This window comes from Mesorhizobium sp. KR1-2, from assembly GCF_040045035.1.
In the GTDB taxonomy this organism is placed as follows: Bacteria; Pseudomonadota; Alphaproteobacteria; order Rhizobiales; family Rhizobiaceae; genus Pseudaminobacter.
Genome location: NZ_JBDZDS010000005.1, coordinates 137,630 through 158,564, shown reverse-complemented (window position 1 = coordinate 158,564; position 20,935 = coordinate 137,630). Strand labels below are relative to the sequence as shown.

The window sequence follows — 20,935 nt, the reverse complement described above, 5'->3', positions numbered from 1 at the left end:
TAACAGTTGCGTGACAGTTTGATGTCAGTGCGGTAACGGCAAAAATCAGGCCGTTCGGGGCCCTCCCTGGGCGCCGCTCGATCCACGCCGAATATCAAGGTGAATCAATAACTTGCAGAATCGAGGCCGCTTCACGCCACGCCGCTCCCCGTGCCGGAAAAATTCGCGCCGCGAGATGCGCGCTCCGGACTGATGACATGAAGCACTATGACGCCGGCTAAGGCCGGCGCCAGAGTCGCGAATTGTCAGCCGGCGGCGCGGCTGTCATCACCCTCGTGGCCGGCCCAGCGCTCGACCTTTTCCAGCAAGGCCCTGGGGCTGATCGGCTTGGCCAGATAGTCGTCCATGCCCGCTTCCAGGCAGCGTTCGCGGTCGCCCTTCAGCGCATGCGCAGTCACCCCGATGATCGGCACGCGGGCGCCGGAGGCTGCCTCCAGTTCGCGGATCGCCCCCGTCGCCTCGAGCCCGTTCATCTCCGGCATGGACACATCCATCAGGATCATGCGCGGATTCATTTCCTTGAAGGCCGCCACCGCCTTGCGGCCATTGCTGACGATCTCGAAGGTGAGGTTCGTCTCGTCCAGGATCTGGGTGAAGACGAGCTGGTTGACCTCGTTGTCCTCGGCCACGAGGATGTCGACGCGATGGTCGGCGGTCCTCGCCTCGCGGCTGCGCTGGCGCACGGCGGCCGCCGGCTGCAGCGGTTCTCCGGCCGCTATCGGCGCAGCCGGCCGGGGCGGCGGTATTTCGCCGGCAAAGCGGATGGCGCGACGGCGCTGGATGGTCGTCACCAGCGCCTCCAGGAGTGTCGAGGAACGCGCCGGCTTGATCAGCTGCGCGTCGATTGCCAGGTCGCGGAAACTGGCGTTGACCAGCGACTGGTCTACCGAGGTCAGCATGACGATAGGCGTCTCGGCAAGGTTCGGTATGGCACGCATGATGCGCGCCATGTCGGCGCCCGTCATGCCGGGCATCTGATAGTCGAGCACGACGCAATCGACCGGAATGCCCAGGTCGGCGGCCGCCTGCAGCACCTTCAACCCTTCCGCACCGCTTTCGGCCGCGCAGGCATCGAAGGTCCAGGACGTCATCTGCTCCATCAGGATGGCGCGATTGACCGAATTGTCGTCGACGATGAGGACGCGCGCGCCGGTGACGTCGATTGGCGTGGTCTTGCGCCCTTCCGGCCGGCCGGCATTGGGCAGGGCAAGCGTGAACCAGAAGGTCGATCCCTTGCCCTCGGTGCTCTCCACGCCGATCTGGCCGCCCATCAGCGCCACCAGGCGGGACGTGATGGCAAGGCCAAGCCCGGTGCCCTCGTGCCGCCGGGTTGAAGAAGAATCGACCTGGCTGAACTTCTCGAAGACGAGCTTCAGCTTCTCGGCGGGAATGCCGATACCAGTGTCGCTGACGGCGATGCGCAGCTGGGCGACGCCGTCGACCGTCTCCCCCGTCACGTCGATCAGCACATGGCCGGCATCGGTGAACTTCACCGCGTTGCCGACCAGATTGGTGATGATCTGGCGGATGCGGCCGACGTCGCCCACGAAAAGGTCACGCAGATTGGGCGCGACATGGACGATCAGCTCCAGGTCCTTCTCCTTCGCGCGTGTCGACACCAGCGTGGCAACATCCTCGATCGCCTCGGCCAGGTTGAACGGCGCCGGGTCGAGCACCAGTTGGCCGGCGTCGATCTTGGAGAAGTCGAGGATGTCGTTGATGATCGTCAGCAGCGCGTTGCCCGACTTCACGATGATGTCGGTGAAGGTCTTCTGTTTCGGGTCCAGGTCGGACTTGGCCAATAGCTCAGCCATGCCGAGCACGCCGTTCATCGGCGTACGGATCTCGTGGCTCATATTGGCCAGGAATTCCGACTTGGCGCGGTCAGCGAGCACCGCGCGAGTCTGCGCCTCCTGCAGCTCATTCTCGCGCTGCTTCAGCTCGGAAATGTCAGTGCTCGAGCCGATCAGGTGCACCGAGCCGTCGCGGGAAACGAGCCGGCTCTTCTTGGCGATGAGATGGCGCATGCTGCCGTCGGCATGGGTCAGCGTCTCCTCCATCTCGCTGAGCTCTCCGGTGCGCAGGACTTCCAGGTCGCGCCGGGCGAAGCCCACGCCCTCGTCGCCGAAGAAGTCGCGATCGCTGCGGCCGACGGCATCTTCCTTCGAGATGCCGCCGAAGCTGCACCACATCTTGTTGACGAATTCGAAGGTGAGATCGGCATTCTTCACGTAGGCCGATACCGGCAGTTCGTCGAGCACGTGGCGGTAGAGCTCGATCTGACTCATGCTGTCGCGCAGCGCGTTTTCGCGCGTCTTCAGCTCGGTGATGTCGACGCGCACGCCTATATAGGTGCCGTCGTCGGCGCGCGTGTCGAAGGCCTTCACCCAGCGCTCGTCCGGATTGAGGCGCTCCGAAACGAGATGTCTGGCGTAGTAGCGCTCCATGTAGCCCGATATCCAGGCTTCGGCATCGGTGTCGTAGAGCGCGTCCAGTGCCGTATCGCCGGATTCCCGGAAGTAACCCACCTGGTGCGCGAGCTCTATGGCGTAGCGCAGCGATTGGCCGGGAACCCAGGCGTCGAGCATCGCCGGCAGGCTGTCCTTGAGCTTGCGATTGGCCAGCACGAAACGGTCGTCGCGATCGTAGATGATGACGCCGGCCGGCAGCGATTCCAGCACATTGGCCAGCCGCTGCCGCGCTTCCTCCGCCTCGTTCTCCCGCGTCTTGATGTCGGTGACGTCGAACAGGAAGCCGGCTACATAATTCTGCTTGCCATCCGGGCTTACGCGCGTCTTGCGCACGATGCGCGTCCGAGTCTGGCCCTTCTGGGTGAAGTTCTGCTCGACCTCGAAAAGCTCTCCGGTCGCCAACACCTGCCGCTCGGTGCCCTCGAAGCGCTTTGCGTCGGCCACATCGACGAATTCACGATAGGTCCGGCCCAGCATCTCCTGCGGCCGGCAGCGAAACAGCGACGAGAAGGCTTCGTTGACGAAAACGAAGCGCAGGTCAGCATCCTTGACGAAGATCGGGTCCTTGATGCCATTGATGACCACTTCGGCCAGTTGCGCCTTGTTCAGCGCCTCCGCCAGCCGCGTCTCGCGATCCTTCATCTCGCTGACGTCATAATAGCTGACGAGGCGTCTGCCGCCGGACAATGCCGTCACCGCATAGATCAGCGTGCGGCCGTCGGCGCGCTTGAATTCGCGCGACGCGACGTCGCCTGCGCGGATCTCGGCCAGCCGCTGGGCGGCATAGGCTTCCCAGTTGTCATCGGCGACCCCGTAGACACCGTCGTAGCGGCTGATCTCCAGCAGCGCCTGGAATGGTGAACCGACGCCGACGTCCTGCGGCGACACGTTCCAGATTCGATAGAACTCACTGTTGACGATCTCGGCCTTCAGATCGGCATCCAGCAGCACGACGCCCATCTTCATGGCATCGAGCACACGTGCCAGATCCGACTGCGCTCCTCCAAGCGCGGGCGATCCTTCGACGCCTGCCATATCCATCATGTTTCCCCCACCCCGCCGGGCTGCAGCCGGCCGTCCGCCCGGGTCGTTGCGGGAATTTTGCCGCACAAGCCTTAATGATTGGCTAACCTTAACTCCTTGCGCCATGGCACTGGATCGCATTGCCCTCGGCGAAGTCGGCTATATTTTCATGGGGACGACAGGGAGGACCAGCCATGCCGCACCCCAGCCCGATCGCCACAGCGCCGAGAAACGGCAGCAAGGTCCGCGTCTTCTGGACCGATGCCGACGGGCAGATGAACGAATCCATCGCCCAGTACCGTTCGGCTGAGATGCTGAAAGCGCTCGGCGGCGACGCCGACGCGACCGATGTCGGCTGGTGGGCCTTCATTGATTCGACCACCCAGAAGAAGATCGAGCCGCATTCCTGGGCGCCGCTCAAACGCGAAGACGAAGAGGACGAAGACGGCTAGCATAAGGGCATCCGTCAGGGTGACCGCCGCTCCAGCCCGTCAGCCCTCCTGCGCAGGCGAAAACGCTTCACGCCGCGAAAACCACTCCCTCGCCACATCGATGAAGGCGCCCGCCGCCTTTGAAAGTCGCTGGCGCGAGTCGTAGGCCAGGATGATGCGCTGCAGCGGCACCGCCTCGCTCAGCGGCTTGCAGGCCAGCCCCTGCCCGTCATAGCTGCGGTCGCCGGCAGGCCGCGTGTAGGAAATGGCCACGCCGAAACCATTGGCCACCAGGCTGCGCTGCAGCTCGAAGGAGCGGGTCTTGGCGGCCACCGCCGGCGAGTGCCCATAGGTACGGAACAGCTCCAGCACGTGCTGCCAGCTATAGGGCTGGTCCGTCACGATCAGCGGCTCGCGGGCAAGGTCGGCGAGGCTGACGGTGTCCTGCTTTGCCAGCTTATGGCTGGCGGCCAGCAGCGCATGCGGCGGCAGTTCGCTCAGCAGGACGCGGGCTGCATTCGGCGGCAGGCCGAGATCGTAGGTCAGCGCGATGTCCACCGCGGCATCGCCAAGCCGCTTCTCCAGCGTCTCGAAGCGTTCCTCGCTGACCGTGATGCGCACCGTCGGATGCAGTTCCGCCATACGCCGGATCAGCGCGGGGGCGAAATGCGGCGCAAGGTCCTGGAAGCAGCCCAGCACCAGCTCGCCGCCCACCGCCGCCCTGCCGCGCGCCAGCGCGTCGAGGTCGTCCACGTCGTCCAGCACGATCTTCGCCTTGGCCATGAAGGCCTGGCCGAACGGAGTCAGCGCGATGCCCACGCCGCGCTGACGCACGAACAGCTTCTGCCCGGTCCGTTCCTCGATCTGGCTGATAGCCACCGAGATCGACGGCTGCGAGACGTTGAGCTCGCGTGCGGCCGCGCTGATGCTTTCGTGGCGTGCCGCCGCCACCGCATAGCGAAGCTGGCTCAGCGAATGACTCATAAAAAATCCCTATATTTGGTAAATGAAGACATATTATTTTATCCAAACAGGAAAGCGCGCGATAGACTGGGCCTGTCCCAACGCGGAGAAAGCCATGAAGCCTGCCCCCTACTCCCTCAGCCCCGAGATTATCGCCGACTACCAGCGCGACGGCGCCGTCTGCATCCGCGGCGCCTTCAAGGGCTGGGTCGACACCATCGCCGCCGGCATCGAGCGCAACCTGCGCGAAAAAAGCGCCACGGCCGTCGACATTGCGGGCGGTGTCGGCAGCTTCTTCGACGACTACTGCAACTGGGAGCGCATCCCCGAATTCGGCAAGGTCGTGCGCGAATCGCCCGCCGCTTCGATCGCAGCCGGAGTGATGCAGTCGCAGACCGCGCAGTTCTTCCACGACCACGTTCTGGTCAAGGAGCCCGGCACCCAGAAGGCAACACCCTGGCACCAGGACATCCCCTATTACTTCGTCGACGGCCAGCAGACCGTCAGCTTCTGGATCCCCATCGACCCGGTGAAGGAGGCCACGCTGCGCCTCGTCGCCGGCTCGCACAAATGGAACAAGCTGGTTCTGCCCGTACGCTGGATGGACGACGGCAATTTCTACGCCGGCGAAGGTGACTACCTGCCGGTGCCGGACCCGGACGCAGACCCGGAAATGAAGGTGCTGGAATGGGAGATGGAGCCCGGCGACGCGGTGCTCTTCGATTTCCGTACCGTCCACGGCGCGCGCGGCAATCTGGCACCCAGCCGCCGCCGCGTGCTTTCGCTGCGCTGGGTCGGCGACGACGCCCGTTACGTCGAGCGTCCGGGCCGCACCTCGCCGCCCTATCACGGCCACAACATGCAGCAGGGCCAGAAGCTGCGCGAGGACTGGTTCCCCGTCGTCTGGGACGCAAGCGCCGCCTGAACCTGCCCTTGCGGCATCCGGTCCAAGCGGGTGTTTTCGGTCGAGCCAGCCGTTGGAGCATTTTGCCGCCAGGCGGAATCGCTTGGCGTCGCACAAATGAGGCTAAAACAAGAAGATAGAGCGGGATAAGGACATCCGCCAGGATGGCCTCCGCTCTAGCGGCCGGCTCGATGCCTCTTGATCTTGGGCGAGCCATCTGCATTCATCGGCGCCCGAAGGGACCGTCTGCCCGTTCGCCGCGAGCACCCGACGCAGCATGCCTGCATCGGACAAGCGACGAAATGAGCGGCCGGCGGTCTCCAAACCGGGGTTTTTGATGCAAGCTGTATTCGACGGCCATAACGATGTCCTGCTGCGTCTGTGGCAGAACGAGAAGAAAGGCGGCGACGCCGTCACTGAATTCACCGAGGGCACGCACAAGGGTCACATCGACCTGCCCCGCGCCAAGGCCGGCGGCCTGGCGGGCGGCCTCTGCGCCATCTACATCCCCTCCGGCGACCTTGTCCTGAAGGCGCCTGCCGCCGACGGCAGCTATGCCACCCCGCTTTCGGAGCCGCTGGAGCGCGCACCCTCGCTAGACATTGCGATGGAGATGGCCTCGATCGCCCTTCGACTGGAGCGCGCCGGAAGCTGGCGGCTGTGCCGCACCATGGCCGACATCGACAACGCCATGGCCGACGAGAAATTCGCCGCCGTGCTGCACATGGAAGGTTGCGAGGCGATCGACGCCGACCTTGCGGCGCTCGAAGTGTTCTATGCCGCCGGCCTGCGCTCGCTCGGCCCCGTCTGGAGCCGCAACAACATTTTCGGCCACGGCGTTCCCTTCGCCTATCCGATGAGCCCCGACACCGGCCCCGGCCTCACCGACATCGGCCGCGAGCTGGTCAAGGAGTGCAACCGCCTCGGCATCCTCATCGACCTGTCCCACATCACCGAAAAGGGTTTTTGGGACGTCGCCGAACTTTCCGACCAGCCGTTGGTCGCCAGCCACTCCAACCCGCACGCGCTCGTGCCGGTGGCCCGCAACCTCACCGACAAGCAGCTCGACGCGATCCGCGAGAGCAAGGGCCTGGTCGGTCTCAACTTCGCCGTCACGATGCTGCGCGCCGACGGTCGCGAGAATGCCAACACGCCGCTTTCCGACATGGTGCGCCACATCGACTACCTCGTCGACAAGCTCGGCATCGACGGTGTGGCCATCGGCTCCGACTTCGACGGGGCGCTGGTTCCGCAGGACATCGGCACCGCCGCCGGGCTCCAGAACCTCATTGTCGCGCTGCAGGAGGCCGGCTATGGTGGCGCCGAACTGGCGAAACTATGTCGCGAGAACTGGTTCCGTGTCCTGCGCTCGGCATGGCACGAAACCGACAGCGACTAACAACAACACATCGTCAAAAAAGGGGACAATTCGACATGATGATGGGAAAGATGAACGCACGATTCCGTCCGCTGCTGGCGGGCGCCGCCGCGCTCTCCATGCTGGCTTTTGCCGGCGCTCCGGCCTTCGCCACCACGCCCGCCGACACGCTGGTCCAGGCCTGGGCCATCGACGACACCATCACGCTCGACCCGGCCGAGTCCTTCGAGCTCAGCCCCGCCGAATTCCTCGGCAACGCCTATGACATGCTGGTGCGCCTCGACACCGACGACACCACCAAGGTCAAGGGTGGCGTCGCCGAAAGCTGGACCGTCTCCGACGACGGCCTGACCTACACCTTCAAGCTCAAGCCCGGCATCAAGTTCGCCTCCGGCAACCCGATCACCGCCGAGGACGTCGCCTGGTCGTTCGAGCGCGCCGTCAAGCTCGACAAGAGCCCGGCCTTCATCCTCACCCAGTTCGGCCTCACCGGCGACAACGTCACCGAAAAGGCCAAGGCTGTCGACGAAAACACCTTCGTGCTCACCGTCGACAAGTCCTATGCGCCCAGCTTCGTGCTGAACTGCCTCACCGCCACCGTCGGCGCCGTGCTCGACAAGAAGCTGGTGATGGAGCACGCCGACACCACCAAGCCGAGCGACGACTACAAATACGACAACGATTTCGGCTACGCCTGGATGAAGACCAACTATGCCGGCTCGGGTCCCTTCAAGATCCGCGACTGGCGCGCCAACGAAATCCTCGTCCTCGAGCGCAACGACAACTACTACGGCGAAAAGCCTGTGCTCGCCCGCGTCATCTATCGCCACGTCAAGGAAAGCGCCACCCAGCGCCTGATGCTCGAAGCCGGCGACATCGACGTCGCCCGCAACCTCGAGCCGGGTGACTACGAAGCGGTGATGAAGAACGCCGACCTCACCACCACCTCCGCGCCCAAGGGCACGGTCTACTACATCAGCCTCAACCAGAAGAACCCGAACCTCGCCAAGCCGGAAGTCCGCGAGGCCTTCAAGTATCTCGTCGACTACGACGCGATCGGCTCGACCCTGATCAAGGGCATCGGCGAGATCCGCCAGACCTACCAGCCCAAGGGCGTTCTCGGCGCACTCGACTCCGATCCGTTCAAGCTCGATGTCGCCAAGGCCAAGGAACTCCTGGAAAAGGCCGGCCTGAAGGACGGCTTCTCCGTGACCTTCGACGTGCGTAACAGCCAGCCGGTCACCGGGATTGCCGAATCCTTTCAGCAGACCGCGGCCGAGGCCGGCGTAAAGATCGAGATCATCCCCGGCGACGGCAAGCAGACGCTGACCAAGTACCGCGCCCGCAACCACGACATGTATATCGGCCAGTGGGGCATGGACTACTGGGATCCGAACTCGAACGCGGAAACCTTCACCTCGAACCCGAACAACTCCGACGAGGGCACCGTCAAGACGCTCGCCTGGCGCAATGCCTGGGACGTGCCGGAGCTGACCGAGGAGACCAAGGCTGCCCTTCTTGAGCGCGACAACGACAAGCGCGCCGCGATGTACCAGAAGCTGCAGCAGGCAGCGCTCGACACCAGTCCCTTCGTGATGCTGTTCCAGCAGATCGAGGTCGCCGGCGTTCGTGGCAACGTCAAGAACTACAAGCTCGGGCCGACCTTCGACTCGAACTTCCTCGCTCCCGTGGCCAAGGATTGATCCGGAAGGGATCGCTCCGTTGAGCACGGAAACCCAATTGTCGGCAGGGCGCGCCAAAAGGCGCGCCTATGCCACCGCCACCACGATCGCCAGTTTTCTGGTCATTGTGGCGACCACCTATCTCGGCCTCCTGGCCGTCACCTTCTTCATCGGCCGCGTCGTGCCCATCGACCCGGTTCTCGCCATCGTCGGCGACCGGGCGCCCCCCCATGTGGTCGAGCGCACGCGCATCGAGCTGGGGTTGAACCTGCCCTACTACCAGCAGTTCTTCATCTATGTGAAAGGCGTTCTGCAGGGCGATTTCGGCACCTCGGTGCTGACCACCAATCCGGTCATGACCGACATCCGCCGCGTGTTCCCGGCCACCATGGAACTCGCCACTGTCGGCACCATCATCGGCGCCGCCTTCGGCATTCCGCTCGGCGTGCTCGCCGCCGTCAGGCGCGGCAGCCTTGCCGACCAGATCGTGCGCGTAATCGGCCTCGTCGGCTATTCGGTGCCGATCTTCTGGCTCGGGCTGCTCGGGCTTCTGGTGTTCTACGCCCGGCTCGGCTGGACCGCCGGCCCCGGCCGCATCGACGTGGTGTTCGAATACACCTTCACCCCGATCACCGGCTTCTACCTGCTCGACGCGCTCCTCAATCGCGATTGGTCGGCGTTCCGGGACATCTTTGCCCACATCATCCTGCCCGCCTCGCTGCTGGGCTATTTCTCGCTGGCCTATATCAGCCGCATGACGCGCTCCTTCATGCTGAACGAACTGCATCAGGAATACATAGTCGCCGCGCGCGCCAAGGGCCTGTCCGAACGCCGCATTATCTGGGGCCACGCGCTGCGCAACGCCGCCGTCCCGCTGGTCACAGTCATTGCGCTGTCCTATGCCGGCCTCCTCGAAGGCTCGGTGCTGACCGAATCCGTCTTCGCCTGGCCCGGCCTCGGCCTCTACATCACCAATTCGCTCCAGAACGCCGACATGAACGCGGTGCTGGGCGGCACGATCGTCATCGGTTCGGTCTTCATCGCCATCAACCTTCTTTCCGACGTGCTCTACCGCATGCTCGACCCAAGGACGCGCATCAGATGAGCGAACTTGCCCTCTCCCGCCGTGAATGGCTGCTGACCGACAGGCCGCAGTCCCGCACGCAGGCCCGGCTCGGCCGCGCCTATGTCACCTGGCGCCGCTTCACCGCCAACAAGCTGGCCGTCATCGGCATGCTGATCATCCTCGCGCTGATCTTCGTCGCCATCTTCGCGCCGCTGCTCGCGCCCTACTCGCCCTATATCGGCGACCTTGCCAAGGCACGCCTGCTGCCGCCGGGCGCCGAGCACTGGCTGGGCACCGACGGCCAGGGGCGCGACATCCTCTCGCGCCTGATCTACGGCTCGCGGCTCACCTTGCAGGTGGTCGTGCTGGTCGCTGTCATCGCCGCGCCCATCGGCCTTCTGGTCGGCACCGTGGCCGGCTATGCCGGCGGCTGGGTGGATGCGGTCCTGATGCGCATCACCGACATCTTCCTCGCCTTCCCCAAGCTGGTGCTGGCGCTGGCCTTCGTCGCGGCCCTCGGGCCCGGCATCGGCAACGCCATCATCGCCATCGCCATCACCTCCTGGCCGCCCTATGCGCGCATCGCGCGCGCTGAGACGCTGACGGTGCGCAATTCCGACTACATCTCGGCCGTGCGGCTGATGGGCGCCTCGCCCTGGCGCATCGTGCTGCGTCACATCATGCCGCTGTGCATCTCCTCGCTCATCGTGCGTGTCACGCTCGACATGGCAGGCATCATCCTCACAGCCGCCGGCCTCGGCTTCCTCGGCCTCGGCGCACAGCCGCCGCTGCCCGAATGGGGCGCCATGATCGCCTCGGGCCGCCTCTTCATCCTCGACCAGTGGTGGGTCGCCGCCATGCCCGGCGTCGCCATCCTCGTCGTCAGCCTCGGCTTCAACCTGCTGGGCGACGGCCTGCGCGATGCCCTCGACCCGCGGGGGAACAGCCAATGAGCACGCTTCTCCAGGTAGACGACCTGCGCGTCTCCTTCCCCACCCGCACCGGCCTCGTTCAGGCGGTGCGCGGCGTCTCCTTCTCGCTCGGTAAGGAGCGGTTGGGCATCGTCGGCGAATCCGGCTCCGGCAAGTCGCAGACCGGCCGCGCTATCATGGGCCTGACGGCCGAGCATGCCGAGATCACGGCCAAGAAGCTCGACTTCGCCGGCATCGACTTGCTGAAAGCTTCCGCCTCCCAGCGGCGCGCGCTGCGCGGCAAGCGCATCGCCATGATCCTGCAGGACCCGAAATATTCACTGAACCCGGTGATGACCATCGGCCGCCAGATCGTCGAGGCGCTGCGCGCGCACGAGCCGGTGGGCGGCGCCGAGGCGCGTCGACGCGCGCTGGAGATGCTGGCCGCGGTGCAGATCCGCGACCCCGAGCGCGTCTTCAACCTCTACCCGCACGAAGTGTCGGGCGGCATGGGCCAGCGCGCCATGATCGCCATGATGCTGGTGGCCGGCCCCGAACTGCTGATCGCCGACGAGCCCACCTCGGCCCTCGACGTCACCGTGCAGCTCGAAGTGCTGGGCATCCTCAACCGGCTGGTGGCCGAGCGCGGCATGGGCCTCATCTTCATCTCGCACGACCTCAGGCTGGTCTCGTCCTTCTGCGACCGCGTCATCGTCATGTATGCCGGCCGCATCGTCGAGGAACTGCCCGCCTCGCGGCTGACCGAGGCGGAGCACCCCTATACGCGCGGCCTGCTCAACTGCATGCCCAAGATCGGCGCCGACCGGCATCCCCTGCCGGTGCTCGACCGCAAACCGGAATGGGCGCTATGACCCCCGCTCTCTCGATCGACAGCCTCCGCGTCGCCTTCGACGATTTCATCGCGCTCAAGGACGTCAGCCTCGAGGTCAAGCCGGGCGAGTCCTTCGGCCTGGTGGGCGAATCCGGCTCCGGCAAGTCGACGCTGCTGCGTGCTGTGGCTGGCCTTGCGCCCGTCACCGGCGGCAAGGTCGAGGTGAACGGCAAGCCGCTGGGCGCCAGGCGCGACAAGGCCTTCTATCGTCAGGTGCAGATGGTGTTCCAGGACCCCTACGGGTCGCTGCACCCGCGCCAGACGGTCGACCGGCTGCTCCTGGAACCGCTGGATATCCACGGTTTCGACGACACCGAAAGGCGCATCGTGCGCGCGCTGGACGAGGTGGGCCTGAGTTCCAGCTTCCGCTTCCGCTATTCGCACCAGCTGTCCGGCGGCCAGCGCCAGCGCGTGGCGATCGCGCGGGCGCTGATCCTGGAACCCTCCATCCTGCTGCTCGACGAGCCGACCTCGGCGCTCGACGCCTCGGTGCAGGCCGAGGTGCTCAACCTGCTCGAACAGGTGCGCGCGGCCCGAAATCTCACCTTCATCATGGTCAGCCACGACCTCGCCGTCGTCACCCATATGTGCGACCGGCTGATGGTGATGCAGCACGGGCGCGAGGTGGAGCTGCTGTCGTCGGCCGATCTCGCCGCCCGCAAGGTCAGCCAGGACTATACGCGCAACCTGCTCGTCGCCAGCGAGGGGTTTAGACGCAGCGCTTGAGCGCTGCGCGACCTTTCACCTGTGGGTTTCAGCCACGGGCTTGCGCAACCGCCCTGCCAAAATGTTAAAGAAGGCCTGCGCTTGCAGGGCTTCAGGTGAGTCTCTCGCGCTTCACCACGCACGCCCCGCAGGCAAACCGTCGAAACCCAGAAAACTCGTCCGATGCGTCGAGGAGGCGCAATGAAGGTAGGCATTGACATAGGTTCGGGACCCAACGGAACCCCTGCAATGCTCGACCTCGAGGAATTGCTGGCGACCCGCCTGCTCGTGCAGGGCAATTCGGGCTCGGGCAAGTCGCACCTCCTGCGCCGCCTGCTGGAACAGAGCGCGCCCTGGGTGCAGCAATGCATCATCGATCCCGAGGGCGACTTCGTCTCGCTGGCCGACAGATTCGGCCATGTCGTGGTCGATGCCGCGCGCACGGAAGCCGAGCTCACCCGCATCGCCGCGCGTATCCGCCAGCACCGCGTCTCCGTCGTGCTCAACCTCGAAGGCCTCGACGTCGACCAGCAGATGCGCGCCGCCGCAGCCTTCCTCGGCGGCCTGTTCGACGCCGAGCGCGACTACTGGTATCCGGTTCTGGTGGTGGTCGATGAGGCCCAGCTTTTCGCGCCCGCCGCAGCCGGCGAAGTCGCCGACGACGCCCGCCGCCTGTCGCTGGCCGCCATGACCAACCTGATGTGCCGTGGCCGCAAGCGCGGCCTGGCCGGCGTCATCGCCACACAGCGTCTGGCCAAGCTCGCCAAGAACGTCGCGGCCGAAGCTTCCAACTTCCTGATGGGCCGCACCTTCCTCGACATCGACATGGCACGCGCGGCCGACCTGCTCGGCATGGAAAAACGCCAGGCAGAAATGTTCCGCGATCTCGGCCGCGGCCATTTCGTGGCGCTGGGCCCCTCCATCGCGCGCCGGCCGCTGCAGGTCACCATCGGCTCGGTCGAGACCGCTGCGCGCTCCACCAGCCCCAAGCTGATGCCACTGCCCGAGACCGCACCCGAAGACGCCAGCGACCTGATCTTCACGCCCGGCCCCGAGGAACGGCGCCCGGCCGTCAAGCGCACGCCCCCGCCGCCTCCCCCGACGCCCACGGCCGACATTCTCGCCCAGCTTTCGCAGCCCAAGCCCGCGCCGGAAGCGCCCGCCGAGCCGGTCTTTGCCATCATCGACGAGGCCGACCGCGATGAGCGCATCGAGCTGGTGCTGAAGGAGATATTGGAGGATGCGGACTCCTCCTTCCGCACCGACGCCATCCTCTATCAGGATTTTCTTGTCCGCTGCCGCATCCGCCGCGTGCCGGGCGAGCCCTTGTCGCTGCCGGCCTTCCGCCGCAGGCTTGCCGTGGCCCGCGCCGGCGTCGACAACACCACCGCATCCAGCGACAGCTGGCAGCAGGCGCTGGAGTTTTCGGCCACCGTACCGGAGGATGTGCAGGGCGTATTCCTTGTCGTCGCGCAGGCTGCCGTCACCGGCGCCCCATGCCCCTCGGATGCCGTGATCGCGCGAGCCTATGGCACCCACTCGGCAAGACGGGCGCGGCGCGTGCTAACCTATTTCGAGGAACGCGGGCTTCTGGTGGTACGAACGGATTTTCGCGGCAACCGCGTCGTGGCCTTCCCCGACCTCGACTGCGAGACCGCGCCGGGTGACCCCAACCTTCCCGATGATCTGGCCGACGAGCAATTCGCCGCCGAATGAGCGGCTCGTCTGTCCGCCAAGTCCATTCTGCGTAACGACAGAGATTTTCGGCAGAACGCGCATCTTCAGCCAGATGCGCCCGAAACAGATAAGTCTAGCCGGGCGCATGCCTTGGCAGTCTCTGAAACCGGCAATGAAACGGGCTTTCGGGCACCCGATCGGGGCTCGGATATATTTTTATAATTTTTTTTCGATCCCGCGGAACCTTTTGCGCGCGAGTGTCTTTAATAGGCACGACAGGTAGAGCCCCCCCTTCAGCCTGCCGTGCCCTTACTCAGCAAGCCGTCTCCTCCCCGGAGACGGCTTTTTTTTGGGCTTGCTCCCGATCGCGTTAAGACTTTCGCAATTCAATTAAAGGCGTGGTAAATAAGGGCTGTAGGTCGAGCGGGGGCGGAACGCGCTTAGACCGGAGGGCACACATATGCCGATTGCTCGATTGGGAATGGTGCTATTGATTTCGGCCGCATTTGCCGGAGCCTTTGCCGGCATCGTTCGCTATACGGCCACCACAAACCGCTTCGGCGTCGAATGTCGGGTTTCAAGCAATCCCGACTGTCTGGGCCCCTACTGGCCCTGACGCGCCAACCGGCCAGGTCAGGCGTGCCGACACTGCCTCCCGTGTCAGGGGCAGGCTTACCCCTGCTGTCCTACTGACAGAGCACTTTGACGCGACCGGCCTCATTGACAGCGTCGCCGCATGAGATCGGAGCCGCCGGATACTCAACCGGCTGGGGATCGGGCTGGATCTCTGCCACCTTGGCCGAGTGCGGCGCGGGTTTCTTCTTTACAGGAAGATTCGTCTTCGCAGGGTGCTTCTTTTCGCCCACGATCGGCGCGGGGGCCGGCGGCACCGACGGGAAAGCAGTGACGCTAGGGCGTGTCACCGGCACCCCCCAGGGGAAAAGTGCGGGCGACTGGAATTCGATCGAACCGTCGGAAGTGCGTGTGCAGCCGCTGGCGGCCAGCGAACCGCAACAGAGGAGCGCAGCAAGCGTCGGCCGGGCGCGATAGTCCATCTTCAAATCCCTTGCAAAAGGCTGGCAGTCCGACGGCAGTCTCCTTTCAGCCAGCGAAATTCCGGCACGAAAAGCAACAGGTTCGTCGGCATTTTGTCGCTTGCCGCCAAACAAAGTCGCGATCTGTTGTTCCGCCGCAACGCAATCGGCGCGCCTCGGCCGCTCTGGCGCCCCAACCGGGATGGGGGCCGGCAGCCGGGCGCGCCGGCGGGGAGGATGCGTGGCGCCGCAGGATCCCGCTGCCCGGGCGGGGGACAACCGGGCTTGGGGCAGTGCCGGCAGGCGCCATGCCGGCAATTCGAAAAGTGCTCATTTCCGAAATTGGCTGGCCGATACCCAGACCAGCCCGCAGATGTCGCCCCGCGTCAGGCCGCAAGTCCTGCCACGGCGCTGCTGGAGGCGAAGCCGCGATGGTAGAGCGGCAGATCGACCTTGAGCACCGAGCGCATCCTGGCGACCGTCGCCTTCGTCATCGCAAAGCCGCCGCAGCACACCGGGCGCCGGCCGTAGCCGTCGGCGCGGCCGAGCTCCTGCACCTCGAGTCCGGCCCGGCCGTAGACGCGGGCCATGTGCGGCTCGTAGTTGCAGATCATCGTGCGGATGCCGTGGGCCACGGCGCATTCCGCCGTCGCCAGGCAGAGCAGGCCGAAGGCGCGGGCCGGGTCGGTGTCGGGATGGTCGCGGGCGATGGCCTCGACGTCGATGCAGGTGCGGGTGGCTTCCCAGATTCCCGGCGCCGTCAGATCGGCCGCATGCGGGAAGGTCCGGCGGAAGACGTCGTAGAGCAGCGTCGGGCCGGTGGTGGGCATCAGGCGCATGGAGCCGTAGAGGGTCTTGGCGTCCGGGCTGCACCAGACGACATAGACCGGCTTCATGTCGTCGTAGCGGTCCCGCTCGTGTTCGCCCTGGACGGGAACGTCCCAGCCAAGCTGGTCCTTGAAGACCCGCTTGCGGAGCCGATGCATCTGATCGAGAAGCGACTGATACTTGCCGTATTCGTGAGCCTGAATGGTGATGAACATGGCTGCCGCCCTTGTGTTGCCTATGGCCACACTGTCGTCGGAAAGGCGGCGCGAGAAAATTCCCGCGGAAGGGTGCCCTAATTCGGGTCCCCCAATATGAGGGGGTCAGGGATTGATCAGCCGCAGCCGGATCGCCTTGGCCACGGCCTGCGGCAGGTTGGAGCAGTCGAGCTTGTAGCGGGCGGTCTTGAGATAGTCGCGCACCGTGTGCTCGGAAATGCCGACGATCACGGCGATGTCCTTGCTTTCCTTGCCTTGGGCGGTCCAGGTCAGGCATTCCAGCTCGCGCGGGCCGAGCTGCGGCAGCGGGTCGGATTCCCCATGGAGCTCGACGATGGCCTTGCGGTGGACCTTATGCGCGATCTCCGCCAGCTCGACGCCGCTGCCCTGGGTGAAGGCTGTCCAGTCGTCCCCGCTCATGCGCGAATTCAGCGAGAACAGCGCCCGCCGCCCGCGCTTGTCCACCACGGGGATCGAATAGCCGTTGCCGCCGAGGCCGTGCTCCTGGGAATCACGCATCAGCTCCATGGCGTCGTTGGTCAGGGTCAGCTCGCGCCAGTCGAACGGCAGCTGGCGGGAAAAGCCCTCCTTCACCACCGGGTCCACCCGCACATAGCCGCGCAGCAGATATCTGGTCAGCCACGTCGCCGGATAGGTGCTCTTCACATAGGGTGCGTCGACATTGCCGCCGATGGTCTGGGCGAGATGATAGGTGGCATTGTCGATCTTCAGCAGGTCCCGGATCGCGACCACCGCATCCTCGACGGTCGCGGCGCTCTCGATCGCCTGGTAGATCACGTCGAACAAGGTTTCGTCCGACTTCACGATCATTTCACCCCCCGACCTCCATCCAGGGCGAAATATGACCGGAAACCGGCTTTTACGCAATGGATACCCCCAATTTGAGGGGATGGCGGTTGCGGGCAACGAGGACTACGGTCCTGCAAGAAATATCGATAGCTGGAAACGGTATGACGCAACGTGCTCAACTCTCGACGGACGTCCTGGACGGAGCCGCTCTCCTCCGGCACGATCTGGTCGAAGACGCCGCGCACAATCTCGTCCAGATCTTCGCGGAGATGGCGCCAGCAGAGGCCCTGACGCGGGCGCTTGTGAGCGAGCGCAGCGAGAACCGCGACATGGCGCGCCTGTGGGTCGACGTCTATCTGCGCTGCTGCCGCTGACCGGATTCCTCGGCGGCGGTTCGAGCCCGTCGCGTGCCTTTCAAACGCACCAGAACTGCCCGAGCCGGCCTTGCGCCGCCACGTCCACCTAAACCGTTTTCCTCCCAAATATCGCAAACATTCTGATTGCCGGACCGGCGCGCCGCCGCTACGTCTCGCGAAAATTCGCGGCATTCCTGGATTTCTGTCTGGACTATTACCGTCAGCGTGCAAACTACGCGTCGCCGCGATATTGTGTCGAGGTCGTTCGCTCCCACGCGGACTACCGTTTCCGAGGGGAGGAAAGAAAATGATCAAGACCTGGTTCGAATGCACGCCGCAGCTCGTGGACGTCGCCATGGGGCGCACGCCCGCCGACATGGTCATCCGCAACGTGCGCTGGGTGAACGTACACTCCGGCGAGATCGTGCCGGGCACCGACATCGCCATCGCCGCCGGGCGCTTCGCCTTCGTCGGCCCCAATGCCGACCATGCCATCGGGCCGCAGACCCAGGTGATCGACGGCGAGGGCCGCTATGCCCTGCCCGGCCTGTGCGACGCGCACATGCATGTCGAGAGCGGCATGATCACGGTCACCGAATTCGCCCGCGCGGTCATTCCGCACGGCACCACCTCCATGTTCATCGACCCGCACGAGATCGCCAACGTGCTGGGCATGCCCGGCGTCAAGCTGATGCATGACGAGGCGGCGGGCCTGCCCATCAACGTCTTCGTGCAGATGCCGAGCTGCGTGCCGAGCGCGCCGGGCCTAGAAAACGCCGGCGCCAGCCTCGGCCCCGCCGAAGTGCGCGAGGCGATGTCCTGGCCCAATATCGTCGGCCTCGGCGAGATGATGAACTTCCCGGGCGTGGTGGCCGGCGACGCCAACATGCTCGCGGAGATCGGCGCGACCCAGGCGGCGCACAAGACCGTCGGCGGCCACTATGCCTCCAAGGATCTCGGCCTGCCCTTCCACGGCTATGTCGCCGCCGGCCCGGCCGACGACCACGAAGGCACCAGCCTGGCCGACTGCGTGGCCCGCGTCCGCCAGGGCATGCGCGCCATGCTGCGGCTCGGCTCGGCCTGGTACGACGTCGCCGCCCAGATCAAAGCGGTGACCGAGCTGGGGCTCGATTCGCGCAACTTCGTGCTCTGCACCGACGACAGCCATTCGGGCACGCTGGTGCATGACGGGCACATGAACCGGGTGGTCCGCCACGCCATCGCGCAAGGCCTGAAGCCGATCACGGCGATCCAGATGGCGACCCTCAACACCGCGCAGCATTTCGGCATGGAGCGCGAGCTCGGGTCGATCACGCCTGGCCGGCGCGCCGACGTGATCCTGACCTCGGACCTGGTCACGCTTCCGGTCGAAACCGTTGTCGCACAGGGCCGGCTCGTGTCCCGCGACGGTGGGCTCGTCGTCGACATCCCACCCTATCCTTACCCGGCCGAAGCCAAGGACACCGTCAAGCTCGGGCGCAAGCTCGGCGCCGCCGACTTCGACATCGCCGCGCCCGCCGGCGTGAACGGGGTCAGGGCGCGCGTCATCGGCGTCATCGAGAACCAGGCGCCGACCCGCGCGCTGGAAGCCTCGCTGCCCGTTGCCGATGGCGTCGTCCAGATGGACCGCGCCGGCGACGTCTGCCAGATCGCGCTTGTGGAACGCCATCGCGGCACCGGCACCGTCGCCAACGCCTTCGTTTCCGGCTTCGGCTACGACAAGCCCTGCGCGGTGGCCAGCACCGTCGCCCATGACAGCCATCACATGATCGTCGTTGGAACCGACAAGGTCGACATGGCGCTGGCAGCCAACCGGCTGGGCGAGGTCGGCGGCGGCGTGGTCATCTTCAGCGAGGGCCGCGAACTGGCGTTGGTGAAACTGCCGATCGCCGGGCTGATGTCGGATCAGCGCGCCGAGGTAGTGGCCGATGAGGCCAACGCCCTCATCGAGGCCATGCGCCAGTGCGGCTGCAGCCTGAACAACGCCTATATGCAGCACTCGCTGCTGGCGCTGGTGGTCATTCCGGAACTACGCATCTCCGACATCGGCCTGATCGACGTGACGCGCTTCGAGCCCACCGACGTGCTGATCGAAGAGGCGGCGGTGTAAGCCGCCGCCAGGCCCAAGAGATCCCGGTAGCATGGACCAGTCACAGGCACTATAGAACGTGCCGCTGCCTGCGAAGCGTTCTCCCGAAGCTTCCTGGAAGGCAAACAGGTCTGCGCCTTGTGCGCGACACCACTGACTGGGCCGCGGCCGGAAGCTGCGGCCAACGACGGAGAGGAACATCATGCGTATTGCAATGCGTATCGCGCTTGCGGCTTCGACCATCGCGCTGGCGATCGGCGCGGCCCGGGCTGAGGACAAGGTTCTCAAGATCGGCACCGAGGGCGCCTACCCGCCCTTTAACAACCTGACCGCCGACGGCAAGCTCGAGGGCTTCGACATCGACATCGCCAACGCGCTCTGCGACGAGATGAAGGTGAAGTGCGAATTCGTCACCCAGGAATGGGACGGCATGATCCCCGCCCTGCAGGCCAGCCGGTTCGACGCCATCATCGCGCAGATGTCGATCACCGAGGAGCGCAAGCAGCAGGTCGACTTCTCCGACAAGTACATCGACACGCCGCCGGCCATCGCCGCCCTCAAGGATTCCGACATCAAGGGCACGACCAAGGAAGACCTAGCCGGCAAGACCATCGGCGTCCAGGGTTCGACCATCCACTTCAACTACGCCGAACAGTACTTCACCGACAGTGAGGTGAAGTCCTACCCGACGGCGCAGGAGTACCAGCTGGACCTCGCCAACGGCCGTCTCGACGCGATCAATGACGACATCGTCTCGATCCAGGAGTGGCTGGACTCGCCGGAAGGCGCCTGCTGCAAGCTGGTCGGCACCTTCAAGTCCGTGCCCGAGATCCACGGCCCCGGCGCCGGCATCGCGGTGCGCAAGGGCGAGGACGAGCTGCGCGAGAAGCTGAACGCCGCGATCCAGGCAATCCGCGCCAACGGCAAGTACAAGGAAATCAACGACAAGTACTTCAAGTTCGACGTCTACGGCGAATAAGCCTGCGTCGACGCGCATTGTACGAGCGTAAGAACGGCGGGACCCCGGTCCCGCCGTTCGCATTAGGATTTCCCGGTTTTCCACATCGCCGCCTGCGCCTTCCCATTGCAACCTTCGTTCTGCCGCATTGGGCACGCAGGTCGCGGGCGGGGGCTGCAAGGAGAGGACTACCGCATATGAAAGTTTTCAGAACCACCGCCGTCGCTGCTGCGCTGCTGGCCGTCGCGCTCGCCGGCTGCGCATCGACCGAACGGGAACAGCGTGCCGGGACGGGCGCGCTGGTCGGCGCGGCCGGCGGCGCGCTGGTCGGCCAGGCCCTTGGCCGCAACACCCAGAGCACGGTCGTCGGCGCGGCCGGCGGCGCCCTGCTGGGCGCGGCAGTGGGCACGATGACGACGCCGCAAGGCCGCAGCGAGCAACTCTGCCGCTATCGCAGCCATGACGGGCGCGTCTATACCGCGCCTTGCGACGACCGCTACTACAACGGAAACTACTAACCGCAGCGACCCGCGACGGCGCTT

At 65.3% G+C, this 20,935-nt stretch carries 18 protein-coding genes; 13 read left to right on the top strand and 5 right to left on the bottom strand.

The window, feature by feature from the left end:
• Positions 1-245 precede the first annotated feature (245 nt).
• Positions 246-3,512 carry a response regulator gene (locus tag ABLE85_RS12415; RefSeq protein WP_348793212.1) on the bottom strand — a complete coding sequence of 1,089 codons (3,267 nt, stop codon included), beginning with the start codon at positions 3,510-3,512 and terminating at the stop codon, positions 246-248.
• 176 nt (positions 3,513-3,688) lie between these two features.
• On the opposite strand from ABLE85_RS12415, the gene ABLE85_RS12410 reads away from it, so the two are divergent.
• A complete protein-coding gene (locus tag ABLE85_RS12410) occupies positions 3,689-3,946 on the top strand; it encodes a hypothetical protein (protein WP_348793037.1) in 258 nt (85 codons plus the stop codon).
• A 39-nt stretch (positions 3,947-3,985) separates the two neighbouring features.
• On the opposite strand, the gene ABLE85_RS12405 is transcribed toward ABLE85_RS12410, so the two are convergent.
• On the bottom strand, positions 3,986-4,909 hold the full coding sequence (locus ABLE85_RS12405) for a LysR family transcriptional regulator (protein WP_348793036.1): 924 nt from the start codon (positions 4,907-4,909) through the stop codon (positions 3,986-3,988).
• Between the two features lie 94 nt (positions 4,910-5,003).
• Here ABLE85_RS12405 and ABLE85_RS12400 point away from each other — a divergent pair, with 94 nt between their 5' ends.
• The 8 genes from ABLE85_RS12400 (at position 5,004) to ABLE85_RS12365 (ending at position 14,142) form a co-directional block, all read left to right on the top strand.
• Complete coding sequence (locus ABLE85_RS12400) at positions 5,004-5,813, top strand: phytanoyl-CoA dioxygenase family protein (protein ID WP_348793035.1); 810 nt, start codon at positions 5,004-5,006, stop codon at positions 5,811-5,813.
• A 316-nt stretch (positions 5,814-6,129) separates the two neighbouring features.
• Positions 6,130-7,191: a dipeptidase gene (locus ABLE85_RS12395; RefSeq protein ID WP_348793034.1), complete on the top strand. Its 1,062-nt coding sequence runs from the start codon at positions 6,130-6,132 to the stop codon at positions 7,189-7,191.
• A gap of 50 nt (positions 7,192-7,241) precedes the next feature.
• Positions 7,242-8,873 carry an ABC transporter substrate-binding protein gene (locus tag ABLE85_RS12390; protein ID WP_348793033.1) on the top strand — a complete coding sequence of 544 codons (1,632 nt, stop codon included), beginning with the start codon at positions 7,242-7,244 and terminating at the stop codon, positions 8,871-8,873.
• A 37-nt stretch (positions 8,874-8,910) separates the two neighbouring features.
• A complete protein-coding gene (locus tag ABLE85_RS12385) occupies positions 8,911-9,957 on the top strand; it encodes an ABC transporter permease (protein WP_348793211.1) in 1,047 nt (348 codons plus the stop codon).
• The gene (gene nikC, locus ABLE85_RS12380) at positions 9,954-10,871 is read left to right on the top strand and encodes a nickel transporter permease (RefSeq protein WP_348793032.1); all 918 of its coding nucleotides are present in this window, start codon (positions 9,954-9,956) and stop codon (positions 10,869-10,871) included. The genes ABLE85_RS12385 and nikC overlap by 4 nt, the downstream gene beginning before the upstream one ends.
• On the top strand, positions 10,868-11,701 hold the full coding sequence (locus tag ABLE85_RS12375) for an ABC transporter ATP-binding protein (protein WP_348793031.1): 834 nt from the start codon (positions 10,868-10,870) through the stop codon (positions 11,699-11,701). The genes nikC and ABLE85_RS12375 overlap by 4 nt, the downstream gene beginning before the upstream one ends.
• Positions 11,698-12,447: an ABC transporter ATP-binding protein gene (locus ABLE85_RS12370; protein ID WP_348793030.1), complete on the top strand. Its 750-nt coding sequence runs from the start codon at positions 11,698-11,700 to the stop codon at positions 12,445-12,447. Before ABLE85_RS12375 ends, ABLE85_RS12370 begins: the two co-directional genes overlap by 4 nt.
• Positions 12,448-12,627: 180 nt before the next feature.
• On the top strand, positions 12,628-14,142 hold the full coding sequence (locus ABLE85_RS12365) for an ATP-binding protein (RefSeq protein ID WP_348793029.1): 1,515 nt from the start codon (positions 12,628-12,630) through the stop codon (positions 14,140-14,142).
• 647 nt (positions 14,143-14,789) lie between these two features.
• Here the strand turns inward: ABLE85_RS12365 and ABLE85_RS12360 are convergent.
• The 3 genes from ABLE85_RS12360 to ABLE85_RS12350 form a co-directional block, all read right to left on the bottom strand.
• Positions 14,790-15,272 (bottom strand): hypothetical protein, encoded by a 483-nt coding sequence (locus ABLE85_RS12360; RefSeq protein WP_348793028.1) that lies wholly within the window; start codon positions 15,270-15,272, stop codon positions 14,790-14,792.
• Positions 15,273-15,523: 251 nt separating this feature from the next.
• Positions 15,524-16,180, bottom strand: coding sequence for an acyl-homoserine-lactone synthase (locus ABLE85_RS12355; RefSeq protein WP_348793027.1), 657 nt, complete (start codon positions 16,178-16,180; stop codon positions 15,524-15,526).
• Positions 16,181-16,285: 105 nt separating this feature from the next.
• Positions 16,286-17,011: a LuxR family transcriptional regulator gene (locus ABLE85_RS12350; protein WP_348793026.1), complete on the bottom strand. Its 726-nt coding sequence runs from the start codon at positions 17,009-17,011 to the stop codon at positions 16,286-16,288.
• Between the two features lie 140 nt (positions 17,012-17,151).
• On the opposite strand from ABLE85_RS12350, the gene ABLE85_RS12345 reads away from it, so the two are divergent.
• The 4 genes from ABLE85_RS12345 (at position 17,152) to ABLE85_RS12330 (ending at position 20,911) form a co-directional block, all read left to right on the top strand.
• Positions 17,152-17,364 carry a hypothetical protein gene (locus tag ABLE85_RS12345; protein WP_348793025.1) on the top strand — a complete coding sequence of 71 codons (213 nt, stop codon included), beginning with the start codon at positions 17,152-17,154 and terminating at the stop codon, positions 17,362-17,364.
• Between the two features lie 289 nt (positions 17,365-17,653).
• Entirely contained in the window at positions 17,654-19,456 is a 1,803-nt protein-coding gene (gene ade / locus ABLE85_RS12340; protein ID WP_348793024.1) for an adenine deaminase, read from the top strand.
• A 181-nt stretch (positions 19,457-19,637) separates the two neighbouring features.
• The gene (locus tag ABLE85_RS12335; protein ID WP_348793023.1) at positions 19,638-20,414 is read left to right on the top strand and encodes an ABC transporter substrate-binding protein; all 777 of its coding nucleotides are present in this window, start codon (positions 19,638-19,640) and stop codon (positions 20,412-20,414) included.
• Positions 20,415-20,590: 176 nt separating this feature from the next.
• A complete protein-coding gene (locus ABLE85_RS12330) occupies positions 20,591-20,911 on the top strand; it encodes a YMGG-like glycine zipper-containing protein (RefSeq protein ID WP_348793022.1) in 321 nt (106 codons plus the stop codon).
• Positions 20,912-20,935 lie beyond the last annotated feature (24 nt).